This window comes from Thermostichus vulcanus str. 'Rupite' (assembly GCF_022848905.1).
Classification (GTDB): domain Bacteria; phylum Cyanobacteriota; class Cyanobacteriia; order Thermostichales; family Thermostichaceae; genus Thermostichus; species Thermostichus vulcanus_A.
Genome location: NZ_JAFIRA010000039.1, coordinates 19,262 through 38,992, shown reverse-complemented (window position 1 = coordinate 38,992; position 19,731 = coordinate 19,262). Strand labels below are relative to the sequence as shown.

General features: G+C 54.1%; 17 protein-coding genes and 2 pseudogenes. 13 read left to right on the top strand and 6 right to left on the bottom strand.

Annotated elements, in window-relative coordinates:
• Positions 1-1,040 (bottom strand): magnesium chelatase ATPase subunit I (locus JX360_RS13410; RefSeq protein ID WP_244351886.1); only part of this gene is annotated, 1,040 nt, incomplete at its 3' end.
• A gap of 750 nt (positions 1,041-1,790) precedes the next feature.
• Here JX360_RS13410 and JX360_RS13405 point away from each other — a divergent pair.
• The 3 genes from JX360_RS13405 (at position 1,791) to JX360_RS13395 (ending at position 5,703) form a co-directional block, all read left to right on the top strand.
• Complete coding sequence (locus JX360_RS13405) at positions 1,791-2,126, top strand: hypothetical protein (RefSeq protein ID WP_244351884.1); 336 nt, start codon at positions 1,791-1,793, stop codon at positions 2,124-2,126.
• A 292-nt stretch (positions 2,127-2,418) separates the two neighbouring features.
• Positions 2,419-3,894 carry a glycogen synthase GlgA gene (gene glgA, locus JX360_RS13400; protein WP_244351882.1) on the top strand — a complete coding sequence of 492 codons (1,476 nt, stop codon included), beginning with the start codon at positions 2,419-2,421 and terminating at the stop codon, positions 3,892-3,894.
• Between the two features lie 201 nt (positions 3,895-4,095).
• The gene (locus JX360_RS13395) at positions 4,096-5,703 is read left to right on the top strand and encodes a glycoside hydrolase family 57 protein (protein WP_244351880.1); all 1,608 of its coding nucleotides are present in this window, start codon (positions 4,096-4,098) and stop codon (positions 5,701-5,703) included.
• A gap of 84 nt (positions 5,704-5,787) precedes the next feature.
• On the opposite strand, the gene ilvB is transcribed toward JX360_RS13395, so the two are convergent.
• Positions 5,788-7,584, bottom strand: coding sequence for a biosynthetic-type acetolactate synthase large subunit (gene ilvB / locus JX360_RS13390; protein WP_244351878.1), 1,797 nt, complete (start codon positions 7,582-7,584; stop codon positions 5,788-5,790).
• 290 nt (positions 7,585-7,874) lie between these two features.
• Here ilvB and JX360_RS13385 point away from each other — a divergent pair, with 290 nt between their 5' ends.
• On the top strand, positions 7,875-8,921 hold the full coding sequence (locus JX360_RS13385; protein ID WP_425244410.1) for an LLM class flavin-dependent oxidoreductase: 1,047 nt from the start codon (positions 7,875-7,877) through the stop codon (positions 8,919-8,921).
• On the opposite strand, the gene hisN is transcribed toward JX360_RS13385, so the two are convergent.
• Entirely contained in the window at positions 8,890-9,726 is an 837-nt protein-coding gene (gene hisN / locus JX360_RS13380) for a histidinol-phosphatase (RefSeq protein WP_244351874.1), read from the bottom strand. The genes JX360_RS13385 and hisN overlap by 32 nt on opposite strands.
• Positions 9,727-9,748: 22 nt before the next feature.
• On the opposite strand from hisN, the gene JX360_RS13375 reads away from it, so the two are divergent.
• Positions 9,749-10,405, top strand: a complete 657-nt coding sequence (locus JX360_RS13375; protein WP_244351871.1) for a biotin transporter BioY — start codon at positions 9,749-9,751, stop codon at positions 10,403-10,405.
• Positions 10,406-10,576: 171 nt separating this feature from the next.
• Positions 10,577-11,017 (top strand): hypothetical protein, encoded by a 441-nt coding sequence (locus JX360_RS13370; RefSeq protein ID WP_244351869.1) that lies wholly within the window; start codon positions 10,577-10,579, stop codon positions 11,015-11,017.
• Positions 11,018-11,025: 8 nt separating this feature from the next.
• Here JX360_RS13370 and JX360_RS13365 read toward each other — a convergent pair whose 3' ends face one another.
• Positions 11,026-11,949, bottom strand: coding sequence for a sulfite exporter TauE/SafE family protein (locus tag JX360_RS13365; RefSeq protein WP_244351867.1), 924 nt, complete (start codon positions 11,947-11,949; stop codon positions 11,026-11,028).
• Positions 11,950-12,173: 224 nt separating this feature from the next.
• On the opposite strand from JX360_RS13365, the gene JX360_RS13360 reads away from it, so the two are divergent.
• Together JX360_RS13360 and JX360_RS13355 are read left to right on the top strand one after the other, a co-directional pair.
• The gene (locus tag JX360_RS13360; protein ID WP_244351865.1) at positions 12,174-14,000 is read left to right on the top strand and encodes a transglutaminase domain-containing protein; all 1,827 of its coding nucleotides are present in this window, start codon (positions 12,174-12,176) and stop codon (positions 13,998-14,000) included.
• Between the two features lie 38 nt (positions 14,001-14,038).
• Positions 14,039-14,278, top strand: coding sequence for a hypothetical protein (locus JX360_RS13355; protein WP_244351863.1), 240 nt, complete (start codon positions 14,039-14,041; stop codon positions 14,276-14,278).
• On the opposite strand, the pseudogene JX360_RS13350 reads toward JX360_RS13355, so the two are convergent.
• Positions 14,205-15,062, bottom strand: a pseudogene (locus tag JX360_RS13350) (RNA-guided endonuclease InsQ/TnpB family protein); the annotation flags it as partial. The gene JX360_RS13355 and the pseudogene JX360_RS13350 overlap by 74 nt on opposite strands.
• Positions 15,063-15,070: 8 nt before the next feature.
• Between JX360_RS13350 and JX360_RS18030 the strand changes: the two are divergent.
• Together JX360_RS18030 and JX360_RS13345 are read left to right on the top strand one after the other, a co-directional pair.
• Positions 15,071-15,445, top strand: a pseudogene (locus JX360_RS18030) (hypothetical protein); the annotation flags it as partial.
• A 67-nt stretch (positions 15,446-15,512) separates the two neighbouring features.
• Complete coding sequence (locus JX360_RS13345; protein WP_341830557.1) at positions 15,513-15,686, top strand: Uma2 family endonuclease; 174 nt, start codon at positions 15,513-15,515, stop codon at positions 15,684-15,686.
• 131 nt (positions 15,687-15,817) lie between these two features.
• On the opposite strand, the gene JX360_RS13340 is transcribed toward JX360_RS13345, so the two are convergent.
• Positions 15,818-16,162, bottom strand: coding sequence for a hypothetical protein (locus tag JX360_RS13340; RefSeq protein WP_244351860.1), 345 nt, complete (start codon positions 16,160-16,162; stop codon positions 15,818-15,820).
• Positions 16,163-16,241: 79 nt separating this feature from the next.
• Between JX360_RS13340 and JX360_RS13335 the strand changes: the two genes are divergently transcribed.
• The 3 genes from JX360_RS13335 (at position 16,242) to JX360_RS13325 (ending at position 19,593) form a co-directional block, all read left to right on the top strand.
• Complete coding sequence (locus JX360_RS13335; RefSeq protein WP_244351858.1) at positions 16,242-17,660, top strand: MATE family efflux transporter; 1,419 nt, start codon at positions 16,242-16,244, stop codon at positions 17,658-17,660.
• 339 nt (positions 17,661-17,999) lie between these two features.
• Positions 18,000-18,497, top strand: coding sequence for a hypothetical protein (locus JX360_RS13330; RefSeq protein ID WP_244351856.1), 498 nt, complete (start codon positions 18,000-18,002; stop codon positions 18,495-18,497).
• Positions 18,498-18,603: 106 nt separating this feature from the next.
• The gene (locus JX360_RS13325; RefSeq protein WP_244351854.1) at positions 18,604-19,593 is read left to right on the top strand and encodes a pentapeptide repeat-containing protein; all 990 of its coding nucleotides are present in this window, start codon (positions 18,604-18,606) and stop codon (positions 19,591-19,593) included.
• Positions 19,594-19,731 lie beyond the last annotated feature (138 nt).

The following is a 19,731-nucleotide window of genomic DNA, read 5'->3' as shown; positions in this document are numbered from 1 at the left end:
GGTTCGGGAGGGGGGGGCGGCGGCGGCGGGGGGGGTTGGGTGGGATCGTACTGGGCACGGGGCAGGAGCACCAATTGCACCGCCTGTTGCAAATCCTCCGCCAAAAGGCGATCTCGTCCTTCTAGGGCTGCCAAAGCACAGGCCGCTCGCAGGGCAAACTGTTCTCCCCGATGCCCTTGAACATGACCTCGGATGGCTTCTTGCACCAGATAGTTAATCTGATCCCGTTGGGGTTTAACTTGTGGCAGCCATTCCCGTGCCAAAAGGATGCGGGTGCGCAGATCCTCCAGTTCAGGCTCTTGCTCAGCCAAGAAGGTCTCCGGAGTGTCGCTAAAGAGGTTGGCCCGTTGCGCAATTTCCCGCCGCTCCTCCAAGGTGAGATCCAAGTCAGCAGGTAGCACCATGGCCATCCGATCCAGCAGATGTGGCCGGAGCGGGCCTTCTTCGGGGTTATAGGTGGCTACCAGTAGGGGCCGACAGGGATGTTGCAGGCTGATCCCTTCCCGCTCTAGCCGGTTGACCCCATCTCCCACCACCGTCAGCAGTAAGTTGGCAATTTGGTCATCCAGGAGGTTAATGTCATCCACATACAACACTCCCCGATGGGCTGCTGCTAGCAATCCCGGCTGAAACACAGTTTCCCCCCGCTCTACGGAAGCCCCCACGTCTACGGATCCCAGGAGGCGATCCTCGGTCACTCCCAAGGGAATTTGCACAAAAGGTGCCGGGATCACTTGTTTTGGGAGAGATGAAGTGGGAGAAAAATGGGTTTTGGCCCAGTCTGACCAGGTGCCCGGTTGAGTCGGATCATCGTTGCAAAAGGATCCGGCGATCACTTCAATTGGGGGGAGCAGGGCATGGATCCCTCTGGCCAGAACAGATTTGGCTGTACCGCGTGGCCCGACGATCACCACTCCTCCCAAGCCGGGATCCACAGCGGCTAAGAGTAGGGCTAGTTTGATCGGCTGCTGCCCAACCACGGCAGTGAGCGGAAAGGTGGGCTGAGCCTTGAGGGTTGGAGGAAGGGTGGCGGATCCCATGAATTGACCTATAGCTGCTCAAATCCAGCCAGAGCTGGAGACTGCTGGAGACTGAATGTACGACACTGGGCAACCGTTTTGCCCTTGTCTTGACCCATTCTCCCACAGGCACTGGATATAAACCTCAGGCCAGGTGTCTTCGATTGTGCCCCAGATGTTTCACCTGATACAGCGCATAATCAGCACGAGCCAGCAAATGAAGAAAACCACTGTATGGGAAAATAACCCAATTAAATGTGGGATAAGAGTGACAGAACTATGAGAGAGCACTATCTCTAATAATGACAAAGACTGGAGGAGAAGGTATCCTCCCTGAAACTCTTTTTGAGAAAGTCATGCTCTGAAATCATTGACAATTTTTCAAAAAAACATGAAGTAATCATACTGCTTACTGGTCAGGATCCCGTCTTTTTTCAGCTATTCATAGGGTTCGTGTCCGGTGGAGAAGGGAAAGTCGCAGGTTCACTTGCTACTCATTGAGTCAGTATGTCTACAGAGGGATCCGTCCTGAGTAGAGCTGCAGATAAGCTGATAAGACCTGAGCTGATAAGACCTGCGACTACGGCTTTAGAAGACGGTGGGATCCTCATTAGGGAAGGGGAATTAGGGAAGGGGATCCACCTGAAAAAGGACTGTGGAAACAGGCTGTTATCTATCGAAAGTATTCATGGATCCCATGCAGAAGATGTTTTGATCCTTTCTGAGGCAATCGATAGGTTGGGAATGTGAACAGGCTCAACGGTCATCGGTATGAAAAGCACCCCCCTCAAGGTTTCTCAAGGTTGGATCCCGCTCCATGAAATGGAAGGGGCTGAATCTGAATCTCAAACGGCTTCTGCGCGGTTTCGCGCCACTTTGCAAGCGCTTGGATTAGGACTGAAACGCGCCTGGCAAGCGGTAGCGAACTTCTGGGTTGGCTCCGATGAGGTGCAAGTTTGGCAAAGCCGCGATCGAGCTGGTCATGTCCTCTGGCATGCTTACGATCCAAAAACGGGGACATCCGCTGCTATCTTCTCTGAAGATGAGTTGCGCACCTGGATCGAAGAGCGGTACTATCACCCAGGTGTTAGCCGTTTGATTCGTTAAATTTGATTCGTCAAAAGGATCTCTAGCTTTGGTTGGCAAGGCTGAGGTTACCCCCTCATGTCCAGGGATCCCATCCCAGAAGAGGGGCTCCTCCATTCACCAGCAGTGCTCTTGCCTATCGGATCAAACGATTTGAGCCTGAACCCAGTCGGCCTAGCTTAGGTACACCCCAGGGATCCCGGTAGAGGGATCCTTTGTCATTGCCGTGTCATTACAAGGGGATATCCTATCGCGGCCAAAAGCGATTATCTTTTGTGAAGAAAGGTAAGGCTCTGATGCAGGAGATCTAGAAATGTACATCGTGCAGATTGCGTCTGAGTGTGCCCCGGTAATCAAGGCGGGAGGTCTGGGCGATGTGGTGTACGGCCTCAGTCGGGAGTTGGAAGGGCGCGGCCACTGTGTTGAGCTGATTTTGCCCAAGTATGACAACATGCGCTACGACCAGATCTGGGGGCTACACGATGCCTACCGTGAACTCTGGGTGCCTTGGTATGGCGGGGCGATTCACTGCTCGGTGTACTGCGGTTGGGTGCATGGGCGTCTCTGCTTTTTTATCGAGCCTCACTCGGGAGATAACTTCTTCAACCGCGGTTGTTATTACGGCTGCCACGATGACAACATGCGGTTTGCCTTTTTTAGCAAGGCAGCGCTGGAGTTTCTCTTGCGCAGCAACAAACGTCCGGATGTGATCCATTGCCACGATTGGCAGACGGGGTTAGTGCCGGTTTTGTTATTTGAGATTTACAAATACAACGGCATGTGGAATCAGCGGGTGTGCTACACCATCCATAACTTTAAGCATCAGGGGTTTGGCGGCCCTGAGATCCTTTGGGCAACTGGCCTTAATCGCGAATCCTACTACTTCCACTACGATCGTTTACGGGATAATTTCAATCCCTTTGCTCTGAACTTCATGAAAGGGGGGATCGTATTTTCCAATTTTGTCACCACTGTTTCCCCCAACCATGCCCTAGAGGTGCGATTTGGCGACTATAGCTATGGGCTGGGTCATACCCTGTTTCTGCACCAAAATAAGTTCCGTGGTGTCTTGAATGGCATTGACTACGATATTTGGAACCCTGAGATTGACCGTTTTATCCCTGCTACCTATACGGCCAAAACCCTAGCGAACAAAGCCAAAAACAAGAAAGCCCTACGGGATCGCCTTCTGTTGCAAGATGTCAATAAGCCGATCGTCGCCTATATTGGACGGCTGGATGAACAAAAGGGAGTGCATTTGGTACACCACGCCATCTATCGTGCCCTGTTCAAAAATGCCCAGTTTGTGTTGCTGGGGGCTGCCACCGAGCGGGCGATTGGGGCCTGGTTTGCTCACGAAAAGCGCCACCTGAACGATAACCCAGATATTCACATCGAGCTGGGATTCAATGAAGAACTCTCCCACTTGATCTATGCCGGAGCAGATCTCATTGTGGTGCCCAGCCATTACGAGCCTTGTGGCCTGACCCAGATGATCGGGTTGAAATATGGCACAGTTCCGGTTGTAAGAGGCGTTGGTGGCTTGGTGGATACTGTCTTTGACCGGGACTATGACACGCAAAAATTACCTGAGCAGCGCAATGGCTATGTGTTTTATCAGACGGATCCGGCAGCTATAGAGTCTGCCTTGGATCGGGCTATCGATCTTTGGTACGAATCTCCCACCCAATTCCAACAGTTGCAAATCCAGGGCATGAACTACGACTACTCCTGGAACTACCCAGGCAAGGAATATCTGGAAATCTACGACCTGATTCGTCACCGCTAAGCTCTGCCGAGATCCCTACCCAATCCCTGCTGAAGCCCCCTCTTGTGAGTGATCCCCAGCGATCCCGGCCCTTGACCCAGGGGTTGAAATGCTAGACGATAGGTAGCAATCACAGCCTTAACCTTCTCTACAGATTTCTCTGCAGATGGACTGGATGGGGAGGTTGAGATTTATCCGTTCATTTGAGGATCCCTGGCCGATATGGGTTATCTCGCGTTGGTACTCCATGCCCACCTGCCGTTTGTGCGTCACCCTGAGCAGGACTTTGTGCTGGAAGAGGAGTGGCTGTACGAAGCCATCACGGAGACCTACGTCCCTCTGTTGCACATGTTTGAGGGGCTAGAGCGAGATGGAATCGATTTTCGCTTTACCATGTCCTTGACGCCGCCCCTGGTGTCGATGTTACGGGATCCCTTACTTCAGGAGCGCTACGACGAGTATTTAACCAAGCTGGAAGAATTGGCCCAATTGGAATACGACAAAAACGTGACCAATGGCCACATTCGCTATCTAGCAGAGCATTACGTCAAGGAATTTTCTAGAGTTCGGGATCTATGGGAACGCTACGATCGGGACTTGGTCAGGGCGTTCAAGAGGTTTCAAGATAGCGGCAACCTGGAGATCATCACCTGTGGAGCCACCCACGGCTATCTGCCCTTGATGCAAATGTATCCTCAGGCTGTTTGGGCCCAGCTGCTTGTTGCTTGTGAACATTACAACGAGCATTTTGGTCAGTGGCCGCGAGGGATTTGGTTGCCGGAATGTGCCTACTACCAGGGTCTGGAGCGGATGATTGCGGATGTGGGTCTCCGCTACATGATTACGGATGGCCACGGGATTCTCTATGCCAAACCTCGGCCCCGCTATGGCATTTACGCCCCCATTTTTACTGAGACGGGCGTTGCTGTTTTCGGGCGCGATCACGAGTCTTCCCAGCAGGTGTGGTCGGCGGAAGTGGGCTATCCGGGGGATCCGGTCTACCGCGAGTTCTACAAGGATTTGGGCTATGAGGCGGATTACGAGTACATCAAGCCCTACATTATGCCCAACGGCCAACGGAAAAACACCGGCATTAAGTACCACCGCATCACCGGACGCAATCTTGATCTCGGTCAAAAACAATTGTACGACCCCTATTGGGCGCGAGAAAAAGCAGCCGAACATGCGGGCAACTTCATGTTTAATCGCCAGCGACAAATTGAACATCTGTATGGGGTCATGGGTCGTCCGCCGCTGGTGGTGGCACCTTATGATGCCGAACTGTTTGGCCATTGGTGGTACGAAGGGCCCTGGTTCCTTGATTACTTGATTCGCAAGAGCTACTTTGATCAATCCACCTACCGCATGACCCATTTGGCGGAATATCTGCGGGAACATCCAACCCAGCAGGTGTGTAAACCGGCCCAATCCAGTTGGGGGGCGCGTGGGTTTCACGAGTATTGGCTCAACCAAACCAACGCCTGGATTTATCCCCATTTGCACAAGGCGACGGAGCGGATGATTGAGCTGAGCTACCGGGAACCGGCTGATGATCTGGAGTGGCGGGCCTTGAATCAAGCAGCCCGAGAGCTGCTTCTGGCACAATCCTCGGACTGGGCCTTTATTATGCGCACGGGGACGATGGTTCCCTATGCGGTGCGCCGCACCAAATCTCATCTGCTGCGTTTCAGTCACCTCTACGAAAAGATCAAGGAAGGCCAGTTTCGGCGGGAAAAAGCCAGCCCAGAAGAGGAAGAATGGCTGTCCAAGGTGGAGTACATGGACAACATTTTCCCGAATATCAATTACCGCACCTACCGACCGTTGTAGGGGTAAACCTTTCTCTCACGGGATCCTCCACCGGAGGATTCCGGTTACGCCACCATCCGGGCTGATGAAGCCAGGCCCACGGCTTCAGAGTTTCGTACCACATTCGGTACAGAACTTGTGCAAAGTCGGATTCTTAGTGCCGCAGTTGGGGCAGTAGATCAACTCGGCTGCCTGCTCCAGTTGCCGCTTATCCGGGATCCCGATCATCTGGTAGTTGGCCTTGCCAGAGGGCACCATTGGGTAGCAGTTTTCATCCCGCTTGACCACAAAATCCGCTACTACTGGCCCCTCGTGGCGAAGAATCTCCTGAACAGCATCCTCCAGTTGATCGGGGTGATCAACACGGATCCCTTTCACCCCAAAAGCCTCAGCCAGCTTGACAAAATCCGGCATACCGGGAGCCATATCCGAATGGGAGTAGCGCTCCCCATGGAAGGCCTGCTGCCACTGGCGCACCATTCCTTGCCAACCGTTGTTGATGATGGCGACCTTGGTAGCAATTCCATACTGGGCTACCGTGCCCAGCTCCTGCATATTCATCTGAAAACTGGCATCGCCGCTAATACAGATCACCTCATGCTCGGGTAGCGCCACTTTTACCCCCATCGCCGCTGGGAACCCGTAGCCCATCGTGCCCAGCCCAGAACTAGAGATCCACTGGCGCGGCCCATTGCGCAAGAACTGCGCCGCCCACATTTGATGCTGACCGACATCGGTGGTGTAGTAGGCGTGGGGGGCATGACGACGAAAGGCATCGATCACCTGTTGGGGAGCAATCACGCCCTCGTAGCTGGGCACTTGCAGGGGGTAATCCCGCTTCCAACGTTCAATCCGATCCAGCCAAGCCTGAGTAATACCGGGTGTAGAGGGCATTTTGCTCAGCTGGGCCAGCATCTCCACCAGAACGGTACGCACATCCCCCACAATCGGCACATCCGGCCCGCGATTTTTGCCCACCTCAGCTGGGTCAATATCGATGTGGATCACCTTGGCGTGCTTGGCAAATTCGTCTAACTTACCGGTTACCCGGTCATCGAAGCGGGCCCCCACGGCAATCAGTAGATCACACTCGGTCACGGCGAAATTGGCATAAGCCGTGCCGTGCATCCCCAGCATCCCAACCGATAGGGGATCGTTCTCATCAAAGGCTCCCTTGCCCATCAAGGTGGTGGTAACCGGGATCCGATAGGTGTGGGCCAACTCAGCAATTTCGGCGTGGGCCCCGGAGATAATCGCCCCACCGCCCACGTAGAGTAAGGGTTGTTTGGCCTGCAGGATCAGCTTAGCAGCGGCATGAATTTGCCGCGGATTCCCCCGCACGGTCGGCTTGTAGCCGGGAATATTGATCTCGCTGACAGGTTGATAGTCAAACTCCTCCAGGCCCACATCCTTGGGGATATCCACCAAAACCGGCCCTGGTCGCCCCGTACCAGCGATGTGGAATGCCTCTGCCACAATCCGCGACATGTCGCGGGGATCCCGTACCACGTAGGAGTGCTTGACGATGGGCAGCGTGATGCCAAAAATATCGGTTTCTTGAAATCCATCCGTGCCAATCAAATGGCGGGGTACCTGACCCGTAATCACCACCATGGCCACTGAATCCATCATGGCGTTGGCAATGCCGGTAACCAAATTGGTGGCTCCGGGGCCAGAGGTAGCAAAACAAACCCCAACCTTGCCGGTGGCACGAGCATACCCATCAGCGGCATGGGCAGCTCCCTGCTCGTGGCGCACCAAGTAGTGCTTGAGGATCCCTTGCGACTCGGCTTTGTACAGCTCGTCGTAGATGGGCAGGATCGCCCCACCGGGATAGCCAAAAATGTGCTGCACCCCATGTCGATGCAGGCTATCCACCAACGCATATCCACCTGTCGCCACGATATCTCCTCCCCGCTGAGATGACCGGATGCCAAACGCACTCCCTAGGGGGAGCCAGCGCGGATCACGTATTAGCCAAAACCCGTTAGCCAAAACTTGGCCAACTTTGTATTTGATTCTACAGTCTAGCAGCGGTTTGCTATGGGTTTCAGACTTTGTGGGTTGAGAACCATCGTAGTGTTGCGCACAATTTTCTCACCTTGAACCGGCTTAGATAAGGCTGCGGGCTGAGGCTCGTCCTCCACAGAGGTTTGCAAATGGTTGCCGGAGAGGTCTTGCTTATGGGTTACTTGCAGTTTGGGGTCTTCATTCCCATCGCCAACAACGGCTGGATCATCTCTGTCAACTCACCCCAGTACATGCCCACCTTTGAGTTAAACAAGCAGATCACCCTGCTGGCGGAGCAGTATGGCTTTGAGTTTGTCCTTTCTATGATCAAGTGGCGGGGCTTTAAGGGGGAAACCCAGTTTTGGGATTATGCCCTGGAGTCTTTTACCTTGATGGCGGGTTTGGCGGCGGTTACCGAAAAAATCCATCTCTATGCGTCGGTGGCCCTGCCCACGCTGCACCCCGCTGTGGCCGCTCGCATGTGCGTGACCTTGGACGATATCAGTCATGGGCGGTTTGGCCTCAATATTGTGACCGGCTGGAACAAGTTGGAGTATGCGCAAATGGGCTTGTGGCCGGGGGATGAGTACTACAGCTACCGTTACGACTATGCCACCGAGTATGTCCAGGTGATGAAGCTGCTCTGGGAGCAGGGGCGCGTCACCTATCAAGGTCGGTATTTTCAGTTGGAAGATTGCCTTTGCCAGCCTCGGCCTTCTCGGGAGATTCCGATTGTTTGTGCGGGACACTCGGAGCGAGGCATGCGCTTTACGGCGGAAATGGGCAACCACAATTTTATCTTGGCCCCCTTTGAAGAAGCGGCTCACATCAGTGATCGGTTGAAGGCGTTTGGCCAAGAGGTGGGGCGCACAGTGGGCACCTATGCTCTGTTTACGGTGGTGATGGGAGAAACGGATGCGGAAGCCCAAGCCACTGCCGAGCACTATATGGAAGGGGGAGATATTGAGGCCCTACTGGGTTGGAAAGGGGCAGCCAATACGGATCCCGTCGGTGTGAATGTGAAGCGTTATCAGGCGGAAGCGTTTATGGGGATCCCGACCCTTATTGGTTCCTATGAGACCGTGGCCCGAGAGCTGAATCGCATTGCCAGCCAAACCAGCATTGACGGGATCCTCTTCACCTTCCCGGATTTCATCACCGATGTGCAGCGGTTTGGGGAACGGGTGATGCCTTTGGTCAACTGCCGCCAGGTATTGCAACCTGCTTGATTTGAGCTAGGGCTTGTTGATGCAAACTGGGGTTGGCGGCGGCCAGCACTTCCCCAGTGGAGGTACGGGTAAGGGGATCCCCTTGCCAATCGGTAATGACACCGCCGGATCCCTCAACGACCGGAATCAGGGCGGCAAAATCGTAGAGGGCAAGGCCACACTCCATCACCACATCAATATGCCCACTGGCCAAAAGGCCATACTGGTAGCAATCGCCGCCGTAGGAGGTAATGTGAACGGATTGACTCAGCTGCTGGAAGCGTCGCTGTTGGTCGGGCTGAGTGAACAGATCAGGGGTGGTGCAACTGAGATAAGCGCGGCCTAGATCGGTGTTGGTTTTGGTCTGAGCAGGTTGGCGGTTGAATTGGGTGGGTTGCCCCTGTACCCCCAGCCAGCGTTCTCGCAGGATCGGTTGATCGATAACACCCAAAATCGGGCGGTCGTCTTCTAAAAGGGCAATCAGGGTGCCGAAGGTGGGTTTGCCGGTGGAAAAGGCGATGGTGCCATCCAGCGGATCCAGAACCCAGGTGTAGGGGGATCCCGTCTGGTGCAGACCAAATTCTTCCCCAAGGATGTTGTGGTCTGGCACTTGAGCCGTCAGCAAAGCCCGCATTGCCTGTTCTGCTTCCCGGTCAGCTATGGTCACAATGGGGGAACGGGCCTCTTTGTATTCTGCTTGCAAGTCTCCTCGAAACAAGGGACGGATCACCGCTCCAGCAGCATCGGCTAGGGCCTGGGCCAGTTCAATCCACTCTGCTTTTACCACCCTTTTTCCGCCATCACAACACACCTCCTCTCTTAGCATAGGGAAAGATTTCCCCCCGCTTATGCGCTTTGGCCTGCTCTTAACTCCTTTGGAATGGCTGTGGACAGCGATTGGGGTGATCCTGACCATTTTGGGCACCCTGACTCACCTCAGTTTTCCTGCAGAGATGCCCTGGTTGGGGGGCTACAGCTTTTCGTTACAAATTGGCGGTGTGTTGCTGACGGCTTGTTTGGCGGGTCCAGTGGCAGCGGTGTATGCCCAGATTGTTTACCTGGGGTTGGGGTTGGCGGGGTTGCAGGTGTTTGCCCAGGGGGGAGGGTGGCAGTACCTGTACCAGCCCTCATTTGGCTATCTGCTAGGGTTTTTGCCAGGGGCCTGGGTCTGTGGAATCATCGCCTTTCAGCAACGGGATCCCAAGCCATCCCCGTCTCGCCGTACCCGTCAACGCCGACTCCGTTTGCCCGCTTCGTCGGAGACTTCCTTCGGAAATAGAGCCCTGCCGCCGGTAGGTTTACAGGAGCTGGGATCCGGCAGTTTGGCCGCTTTGGTGTTGGTTCATATCACGGGGATTGTTTATCTGCTGGCGACGCAACCCTGGGATCGACAGTTGCTACAGTGGATTCAGCTTTACTCAGGCTATACCTTGCCCGGTCAGGTGATCGTGGCCAGTTTTGTTTCAGTGATGGCTTTGCTATTGCGGCGCTTGCTCTTGTTTTGAACCCCGATCCATGAAACCCCAAAAGTGTACGCGAAGCCTCGTAAATATTTGCGTCATTGCGAATTCTTTCTCGGACTGTGTCAGCGGGGAGTGTCTTAGAATCGAGCCACCCCAGACCGCAAACCCCAATGGGGTCTAGGATTTTTTCTGCTTTTTGTGAGGGATTGAAGGATGCAACGTGCTGCTTTAACCGTGTTGGCTACCGGAATCTTGGCCACTGGGCTAGCCGCTTGTGGAGACAGTGGTAGCTCAGGGGGATCGATTGTGCCCCCAACCCAAAACCCGGTGGTTTCGTTTATTAATGCCCCGACATCTGTACAGGTAGGACAGGCTACGCCGCCCTTTACGGTTCAAGTCAGTGTGCCCGGCGGTGCCCGTTTTAGTCAATTCATTGCGCTAGAAACCTTCAACCCGAGTGGTACGCGGGTGCAAAATCAGTTTTTTAATCCGCAGCAAGTGAATTGCAATCCGGGATCCACTTTCTGTAGCTTCACGACCGACTTCCGGGTTGTGTTCGGGGATCCCGCTGGCGTTTGGCAGTTCCGGGTCACCGCCTTTGACCAACAGAACCGCTCTGGATCCCAGACCTTGTTCATCACGGTGTTCCAATAGGGGCAGGGTTAAGAGGCTTGGTAATCTTGCCAGGCTTGCCAAAAGATGTAGAGGGAGAGGATGGCCAGAAAGCCCCGGAACAGCAGGCTAACAGTTTTATCGGGCAATTTGGGCAGGGTGCGGGTACTGATCTGAACGCCGATCAACCCGCCTGTCCCTAAGATCAACCCCGGGATCCACAGCACATTCTGGCGCAGGGTTCCATCCCCCCATCCAAGGCCATTCCAAATCAGGTCGCTCAGGCCGGCGTGGCTTGTGGTGGCGGCAATGGCCGTGATCACGATTGCTCCGAGGCTGGTTTGAATGGCCACTTTGATCGTCTCCTGCAACAGTAGAATCTGCATCGGCACCATAATCACCCCACCGCCAATGCCAAACAGACCAGCTAGCAATCCAGCGGTGCCCCCCGTGAGGGTGCGAGCCAACCAAGCCGGCATGGGTTCCCTAGCGCTGGGCAACGGGATCCCTTGCGGCCCCTCTCCCAACCCCAGCCCCTCAATCGGAGATGCAGAATTTTCAGCAGAATTTTCAGCAGCAACCTGCTTCTCCAACAGCTGGGCCTGACTGGCCACTTTCTTGCGCAGCTCCACCAGATAGGTATTCACCAACAGCAACACCCCAAAGGCAGCCAACAGCAGGTAGCCGGGAATACGGCTGGCGATCATCGCCCCCACCTGAGCCGTGATCAGAGCTGGGATCCCCAGCAGGATCACCCGTTTCAGATCCAGTAGGCCCATCCGCCAATTTTGCACACTGCCTGCGATCGAGGTCATGACAATGGAAAGATTGCTTGTGGCCACTGCCTGGATCGGCGGGATCCCCAAACTCACCTGTAAGGGCACCAAAATCGTGCCCCCGCCAATCCCCAAAAACCCGGCCAGGATCCCAGCCAGCAGACCGCCAACCCCCAAGGCCAGACCATTTTCTACCATTGTTTTTGAACCCTGCTCATCGGCAAAACATTTGCCATCATCCCATTCTCCATCCCCGACAAGACTAGCGAGGGATACAGACAGCCCAGGATCCCTTGGGCCAGGAGCGCTTGGGGTGGTAACCGGCTGCAAAGGGGCGCATCATAAAAGCGTTGGGCAGTCCGAGTGGCTCAATTTTGTGCCTAAAGGGCTGATCCCAAACCCCCACACAAAAGGAAGCCTCCATGGTTGCAGTCCATCCGGCAAATGATCTAGCGGATCTGAAGTCTAGGGCAGAAGCGGCAATCTCGGGATCCCAACCCGCTTGGTGGCCGATGGCTCCGTTACCGCATGGAGATCCAGCCCCTCTGCAACCCCTAGGGTTGGTCGCTCTGGAAGGGTTGGCCACCTGGGGAGATCGCCTGTTGGGCTTGGATCGGCTGCGGGGCTATTTGGTGCACCTGCAAGAGAACAATACCTTGCTCCTGAATCCCCATCATGTCCATACCTTTCAGGATGCCTACGGTTTGTGGGTGGAGTCAGAGGGGGATCAAGCCTGGATCTGGCTAAGTCGGGAGCAGGAAAGGCAAATTTTGCGCATCCCTATGGCGGCTTTGGAACAACCGGGATCCCTGGAGGTGTTTCAGGTGTGTACCTGCCCCTACCCAATCGAAGGAATCGCCCTTTGGAAAGACGTGCAAACGGGCTCGTCCATTCTCTATGCCACCTGTTACCAACGGGAAAAGATTCTGCAACTGGATCCCAGCAGTGGCCTGATTGTGGGGGAAATGCCCGCCCCTGGCATTGGCCGAGAACAGATTGCCTTGCATGGAGACTACCTTTGGGTAAGCGATCGGGTAGAAGAAACCCTTTACTTGCTGGAGCGGCAGAGCGGACGGGAATTGGCCCGCATTCTCACCCCTTTTCCGGGCCCGACGGGATTAGCCCATTGGCAGGGGCGTATGTGGGTGGCCTATGCCCATGAAGAAGCCTTTATCCACGACAATCCCAACGATCCGGATCCCTTGTCGGTTGCCTTACGAGATAAAACCTGGGTAGCCCCCCTACGATTGCGACCTTTGGATCCACCGCCCCCGCCGCCTGTGGAAGCCGATTCTAAGCCTCTGGACGAGGCGTTCGCTTGCCCGGTGGTGTTTCAGCCGCAGCGACTGGGGGAACGGGTTACCTATACTCTTTCCCACGGTTACCGGGTGGAGCTGACCTACGTGGAAGAAATCGCCCAAGAAGAGCCGCGTCTACTCCCGGATTTGGTGTGGCGTATTGCGTTGCCCTGCAACAGCCCTCGCCAACGGGTGTGCAGCCTTGACTGGGTAGGGCTGCCCTTTGAATTGGAGGAGCAATCGGGGCAGCAGGTGGCGGTGTTCTCTTTGGGATCCCTAAGGCCGCACGAGGTGCGCCTATTTGGCTGGCGGGCGGTGCTGGATGTGTACAACATCAAATACTGCGTTGATCCCAGGGATGTGGAGGATGCCGTGCTGCCGCTGGAGTTACGGGATCGCTACTTGGTGGATGACGATGATCTGGCCATGCATACCCCGATTGTGCAGGAAGCGGCGCGACTGGCAGTTGGCAGCGAAACCAACCTGCTGCGCAAAATGCTGAATATCCGCGCCTATGTCTATGACAAGCTCTCCTATCGGGTCACATCGCGCATCGATCCGCCGGATGAGGTGTTGCGTCGCGGCTCTGGCTCTTGTGGGGAATATGTCGGGTTGCTGCTGGCGTTGGCCCGCTTAAATGGGATCCCCTGCCGCACGGTGGGGCGCTACAAATGTCCTCCACACCCGGAGTTGAAACGGATCCCGCTCTTTCCGGAATACAACCATGTTTGGATCGAGTTTTATCTGCCCGGTTGGGGGTGGGTGCCGATGGAGTCGAATCCCGATGATCTGGGGGAACGCCCGTATCCGCAACGCTATTTTATGGGCCTACCCTGGACCCATGCCGAGATCGCCAAAGGGATCCCGTTTGAGACGATCAACACCGACCAAGCCTCGATTGGGGAGCTGGCCATTAACCATGTGCAATTTCGCATTTTGGAGGAACTCTAGAGCAGACTAGATTCAGAACTCTGGACAGGAGATCGCTCATGACTGTACTCCCCCGTTTCACGTCTTCAGATTTGGCCCTCATGCCTGAGGATGGTAAGCGCTATGAGGTGATCGACGGAGACTTACATGTGCCCCATCAGCCCAAGTGGCATCACCAGTTTGCCGCCAGTCGTCTGTACCGATTCTTGGACGAATGGAGTGAGGCTACCGGCTTACAAGCGCCCCGATTGCTTGGTCGCGCCAGCGGTGCGGAGCACGAATATTCTTGGCTCCGTTAAAGTCTGCATCCCCATGCCAACCACAATGCCCACACTGGAACTGCTTACCCCTCCAGTGGCGCTCCGCGCCGTGCGGAGCACGATACGACTGGTCGGGATCGGGATGAATGTGCAGGCAGCGATGACAGGTTTAACTGGTGTACCTAGGATCCACAAACACAACCTTGATCCCAGACCGCAACGCCTTGTAGCCAATGACCCTCCGGGTCGTCCGGAGGACGATAAACAGCCTCAACTGGTGGAACGCCCAACTGTTGCTGCGTCTGCGCTCCGTCTTGTTGCGAGGCTGTTGATTCACCCGTTCCCGAATCCCGGTCAAATCTTCCAGTGCAACACTGGCAGAAAGGGCTTCGGCGGTTGCCACGATGCGTTTGGAAACATTGTGATTCACCCAACTTTGAAACCGACGCTCCCGGCCAGACAACCGTTGCAGCAGTTGACGGCATCTGCGTCTAGAACTGCGTGTGCCCTTACTGGCCTTGTGCTGGAGCTTCGCTCTCAAGCTGGCAAAGTGGTCCCGAACCTTGGTTATGTCTTGTCCATTCCAGTGCTGCCCCTCCGTTCGCGTTAGCGGTGCGGAGCACTGTGTGTGAGCAATATCTGTCCGCCCCAAATCCACACCCAACACCTTATCCCCGCCTTGCGGCTTAGGTGGCTCCGATTCCAGACCAATTTGGATGTAGTAGGAACCATCCTGGCGCTTCACCAAGGTGGCAGACTTGGGGTGGGAACCTCTGAGCATCCCCCGCTGGTAGTTGCCGATGGCCAACCCAAACCGCTCACGACAGCATGATTCGGGACTATAGCGAGATGAAATGGCAAGAGGCTGGGGGCAAAACCATCGATGTGATTGCTGCCCATACCTCAAAGCTGGCGTATGACGGCTCTGGAGTTGTGGAGCGCGACTGCAGCAAGAACTATGCTCTGGCAAAATTCGCCTCTGGTAAGCGATATGCGGCAGACCTGAATGGCTCTTACAATATCGCTGCCAGAGGGGTTCTTAAGCTCACGTGCCGAAAGGACAGTGAGGGGTATTTGGGCAAAAGTTCCCGATACTCACCTAGAAGCTGGGCTGGTTTGTGTGAGCTGTGGACTCATCAGAGAGTTACAGGTCAGCACCGACACCACCACCTCGCCTCAGCAGGTGGTGTGAGCTTCATGTCCTGAGTCTCGGATCCCGGAATGTCAGCCGAGATAAGCAAACCAAGATCAAGCTCTACAGTCGGCGTGGGGTATAGGAGAGTATTGGGTGGTGGACTGGCAACAGCAACAGGTGGAGGTCTATCAACGCCAGCAAGAGCAATTGGCACTCCTGAAAACTTGCTTAGGAGAAGACAAACTCAGCTCCCCTTTACTGCCAGGGTTTGAGTGCCCAATTTCACGGTTGTGGATGCCCCCTCTCCTGTAAACCCTTTCTGAGCCGGCAAGATCTGGCCCTGACACAAAAATGACCTTTGAGCTGGATCACCATTTGGCCCTATCGCCCCCCCCTATTTACCCGAACCACTCAGCATTTCTGTTGCCACCAATGCCCAGCAGTTAACCGAGCCGATGTTGTTTTTCCTCGGCTTTGCCAGCCGCCCAGACACCTACCCACCCGAGCAGGCCCAACCCCTGCAACACCCTTTGGGCCTGAAGGAAGTGAGCCGAGTTCGCTTGAGCAGCCCTGCTGCTTGAGGATCCCTCCCCAGAGCTGCGATCGATGTTGGATCTCAAATCGAGTGGCAAGCGGGATCCACCTATCACCTGGAACTGGGCTTTGACGGCGAACACCTGGGCAGGCAGTTGGATTTTGACTCCGATTTGCCCTTGCGCTTCTGCTGGTGAACTGGCTGAACAGGGGAAATCAGCAAAGAACGGGATCCCTAAGTCTGTGGTCTTCATCCTTGACCAAGCTTGTATTACATATGTAACATACAGTCTGCCTGGGCAGGGTTGGTGTTGCTCAGGCGAGTAGGACAACATGGTTGTGGTTGCACAACGGCTGGATGCAAAAGGGATCCCCCAGGTGGATCATCGAGCCGTGGTTGGGTTAGCGATCCCTTTGATTCTCAGCGCCAGTATCCAAGCCTTGATGGGGATCACCGATACCTGGTTTATAGGCCAGATCTCTAGCCAAGCCTTGGCCGGGATGAACGCGGCTTGGTTGCCTACCCTTGTTGCCCTCGGGCCTTTCATCAATCTAGGTCGGGCGGTCCAAACTCTGGTGGCCCAAACCTATGCGGCTGGGGATCCGAAGGGGGCTTCTGGCCATGCTTGGTCAGGGGTAGGAGTGGGGTTAGCCTTGTTCCCATTGTGTGGGCTGCTTTCGATTTTTGGGGGCCTTCTCTACGCGGGGCTGCCTCTGCCGGAGGGTGTCTCTGAACAGGCCAGTGCCTATTGGCAGATCCGAGTTTGGGGGGGATCCGCCCTGTTGGGAACCTTTTCCCTGTCGGGATTTTTTAACGGGATTGGTCGCACCTGGGTCACTCTCTGTGTGAGCGGCTGTAGCGTGTTGTTGAATGGGGTGCTGAATGCTCTGTTCATTTTTGGCTTTGGCTGGGGAATTGGTGGAGCTGCTTGGGGCACGATCCTCTCGGAGTATGTGGAGCTCAGCCTGTACCTGCTGGTGTTTCTCTCCGGGTGGATCCATCGGAGTTATGCCAGCCGACACACTTGGAACCGGGGTTGGAACCCCTTAGCGGCGACAGGACGTATTCGTCCATTGCTGAAATTGGGCCTGCCGATCTGGATTTACTCCTTGGCGGATATGAGTTCTTTCACTCTATTTCAGTTGATGATCGGGCAGGTGGGAGCTGTGGAGGGGGCAACCGCCCACATTTGTCTGATGTTGTCTCGCTTTGCCTATTTGCCAGCCATTGGCTTGGAGCAGTCCGCCACTGTCTTGGTGGGTCAGGCGATCGGTTCTGGGCAACCCAACTGGGCTAAGCGTCTGGGCAATGCGGTGATGGGATGGACTTTAGGGTACATGGCGGTGATCGGCGGCACACTGGCTCTGTTCGGCCAACCCTTGATCAGCTTATTTGTAAGTGAAGTCGATGCCAATGCTGCGAGCATTATCCGCTTGGGCGGGCTGCTTTTGAAAATTATCGGTGTCTCTTTCCTGTTTGATGGCATCAACTTCGCAGCACTGGGATCCCTGCGGGGGGCGGGGGATGTGCGGGTACCGATGGTGATTATGCTCGGGATGAGCTGGCTGGTGTTCTTACCGCTGGCGCAGATGATGATTTTCCCATCGGGTCAAAGCTGGCTCCCCTTTTTGCCGGGGTTGGGTTGGGGGGCTGTAGGAGGATGGTTAGCCGTCCTCATTTATGTGGCTGGGTTGGGATCCCTGATGGTGAGCCGTTGGCGCAGTGGGATATGGCAGAAGACAAGCCTCTAAAGCCACATGCAACTATCTACAACCTCATCCGTAAGCCAAAATCACAGTTACAGCTCCTAGATTTACTAGAGCAGAACATCGATTGAATCAGGGATCCACTGATCAAGACTCAAGGAACTACCCAAAAGTTGAGGGTATTCTTCAGCGCTGCTTCAGCAAACTCTTCATCTCTCCACAGTTTTCACTCAACATTTTCTCAGTCTAAGAGCTTTTACTCAAACCATGAGGAAAGAGAAGCAACCTCAAGCCCTCAAGGTTCCCTTGCTTCGTCTTGTCGCTGGACACATCTAGACTGTTCAACATCAAGATGCGGCGTTCTATCCCTTCCCAGAGGTTAATGTGAAACGCTCCGTTCTTAATATTGTGTCAACTTTTGTTCTGGCTGGCACATCTGTTCTCATTCTTGCGACCCACGCTCAGGCTCAGTTTCTAAACCGCAACATCGATCCGCGGGGTCCCTTTGTGGCTCGTTCCTATGTTTCAGGCGGGTTAGCACGGGATCACATCATCGAGGTTGGCATTGCAGAAGTAGAAGTTACTGGACTAACCATTCAGTGCTTTAACTTGCAAGAAGCTAGGGCTGTGGTTGTTCGGACAGCTATGGGTGAAGTTGTACCTGCAAATGTCACCATTGAGCCAACCAAGATCAGCATCTCGCTGAAAGAGGCTGCTAAACCAGGTGAGCATCTTGTGGTCAACATTGAAGGTATTAGTTTTGTCCAGGATGGCAATTCCACCTTCTACTTTGTTTCTGCAATGACTCCTGAAACCGGGGATTCAGCCGTGCCTGTTGGTGCAGCCCGGATTTTATCTCCTGCGAGAGGCCGCGCTACCTAAATTCTAGCCAGGCATCCTTTTCTTTTTGTTAAGCTCCCTTGCCTCAGGTGTTACTTACATCTGGGGTTTATTTTGTTGGATTGCAAGATGCAGATGGCTAGAGAATATGAATGCAATCAATTCACAAATTGGAAACAAAATCAACATCATGAAATTTTTCCTTCAGAAAGGTAAAGCCTGGAACCGAACTATTATCCAACTTCTTTCACGGTTAATAAAGATGAGTCTGCCTGGTCTAGCTCTTGGTTTAGTTGTATTAGCTTTGGTTCAGTATGATCAAGGAAAACAGTCTTATGCTGAGCGTCAGGTTTGGCTACGATTCTCTCTCACACAACTGCGAGAAACCATACTGGAAAAAGAATCTAGCGATAATCAAGTTTTACTTATTCAGGCTTTAATTCTAACCACTCTAACAGAAGTTCAAGGGCCAGAGCGAGGGACACTCATGGCTTTTTTGTCACGACTGGAGCTGTTGCCTCAACTCTCTTTATCTAAGGCTGAATTGGAGCAAGCTCATCTTCCCGAGTTGGATTTACAGGGATCCAATCTACAAGGGGCCAATTTAAGTTGGGCTAATCTCAGTCTTGCTCTCCTGAATCGATCCGACCTTTCTGAAGCCTTATTAATTGAGACCAATCTGACGGGTGCTGAGCTGCAAAATGCAATTCTTACCTTTGCCTATGCCCAAAAAGCCAACCTCTCGGGTGCATATGTTGGAGGATCTGATCTAGAAGGGATTGACTTGTCGTTGGCCAATCTATATGGAGCTTACTTTCCGGGATCCAACTTGCGTGGGGCTTATTTAGAATCTGCCAACTTACAGAGGAGCATTTTTCAGGGGGCTAATTTGGAAAGAGCGCGACTAAAAGGAGCTGATCTGCGACAGACAGACTTACGGGGAGCCAATTTAATTGGAGCTGACTTACGGGAAACAAATATAGAAGAAACCTTTTGGAGTGGTGCTGTTTATGATCAAACGACCCTCTTCCCAGCGAATTTTAATCCGGAGAAGCTGGGTCTGGTGCTATCCCAGAAAAAGGCTTTGTTACAGCAAGAGGGTGAACCAACTGTGGCGTGGGAGGAGCTGTTTCGCTAAACCAAGAACCGTAAAGATATAAATATCCTTGAAACAATGCTTAACTTTGCGATATCCTGATAGAAGAAGGGATCAATCATAGCTTCTGAGAAAGCTCTCATCGACAGTCAAGCCCTATTTGTGGCCGAGTATTAGGGT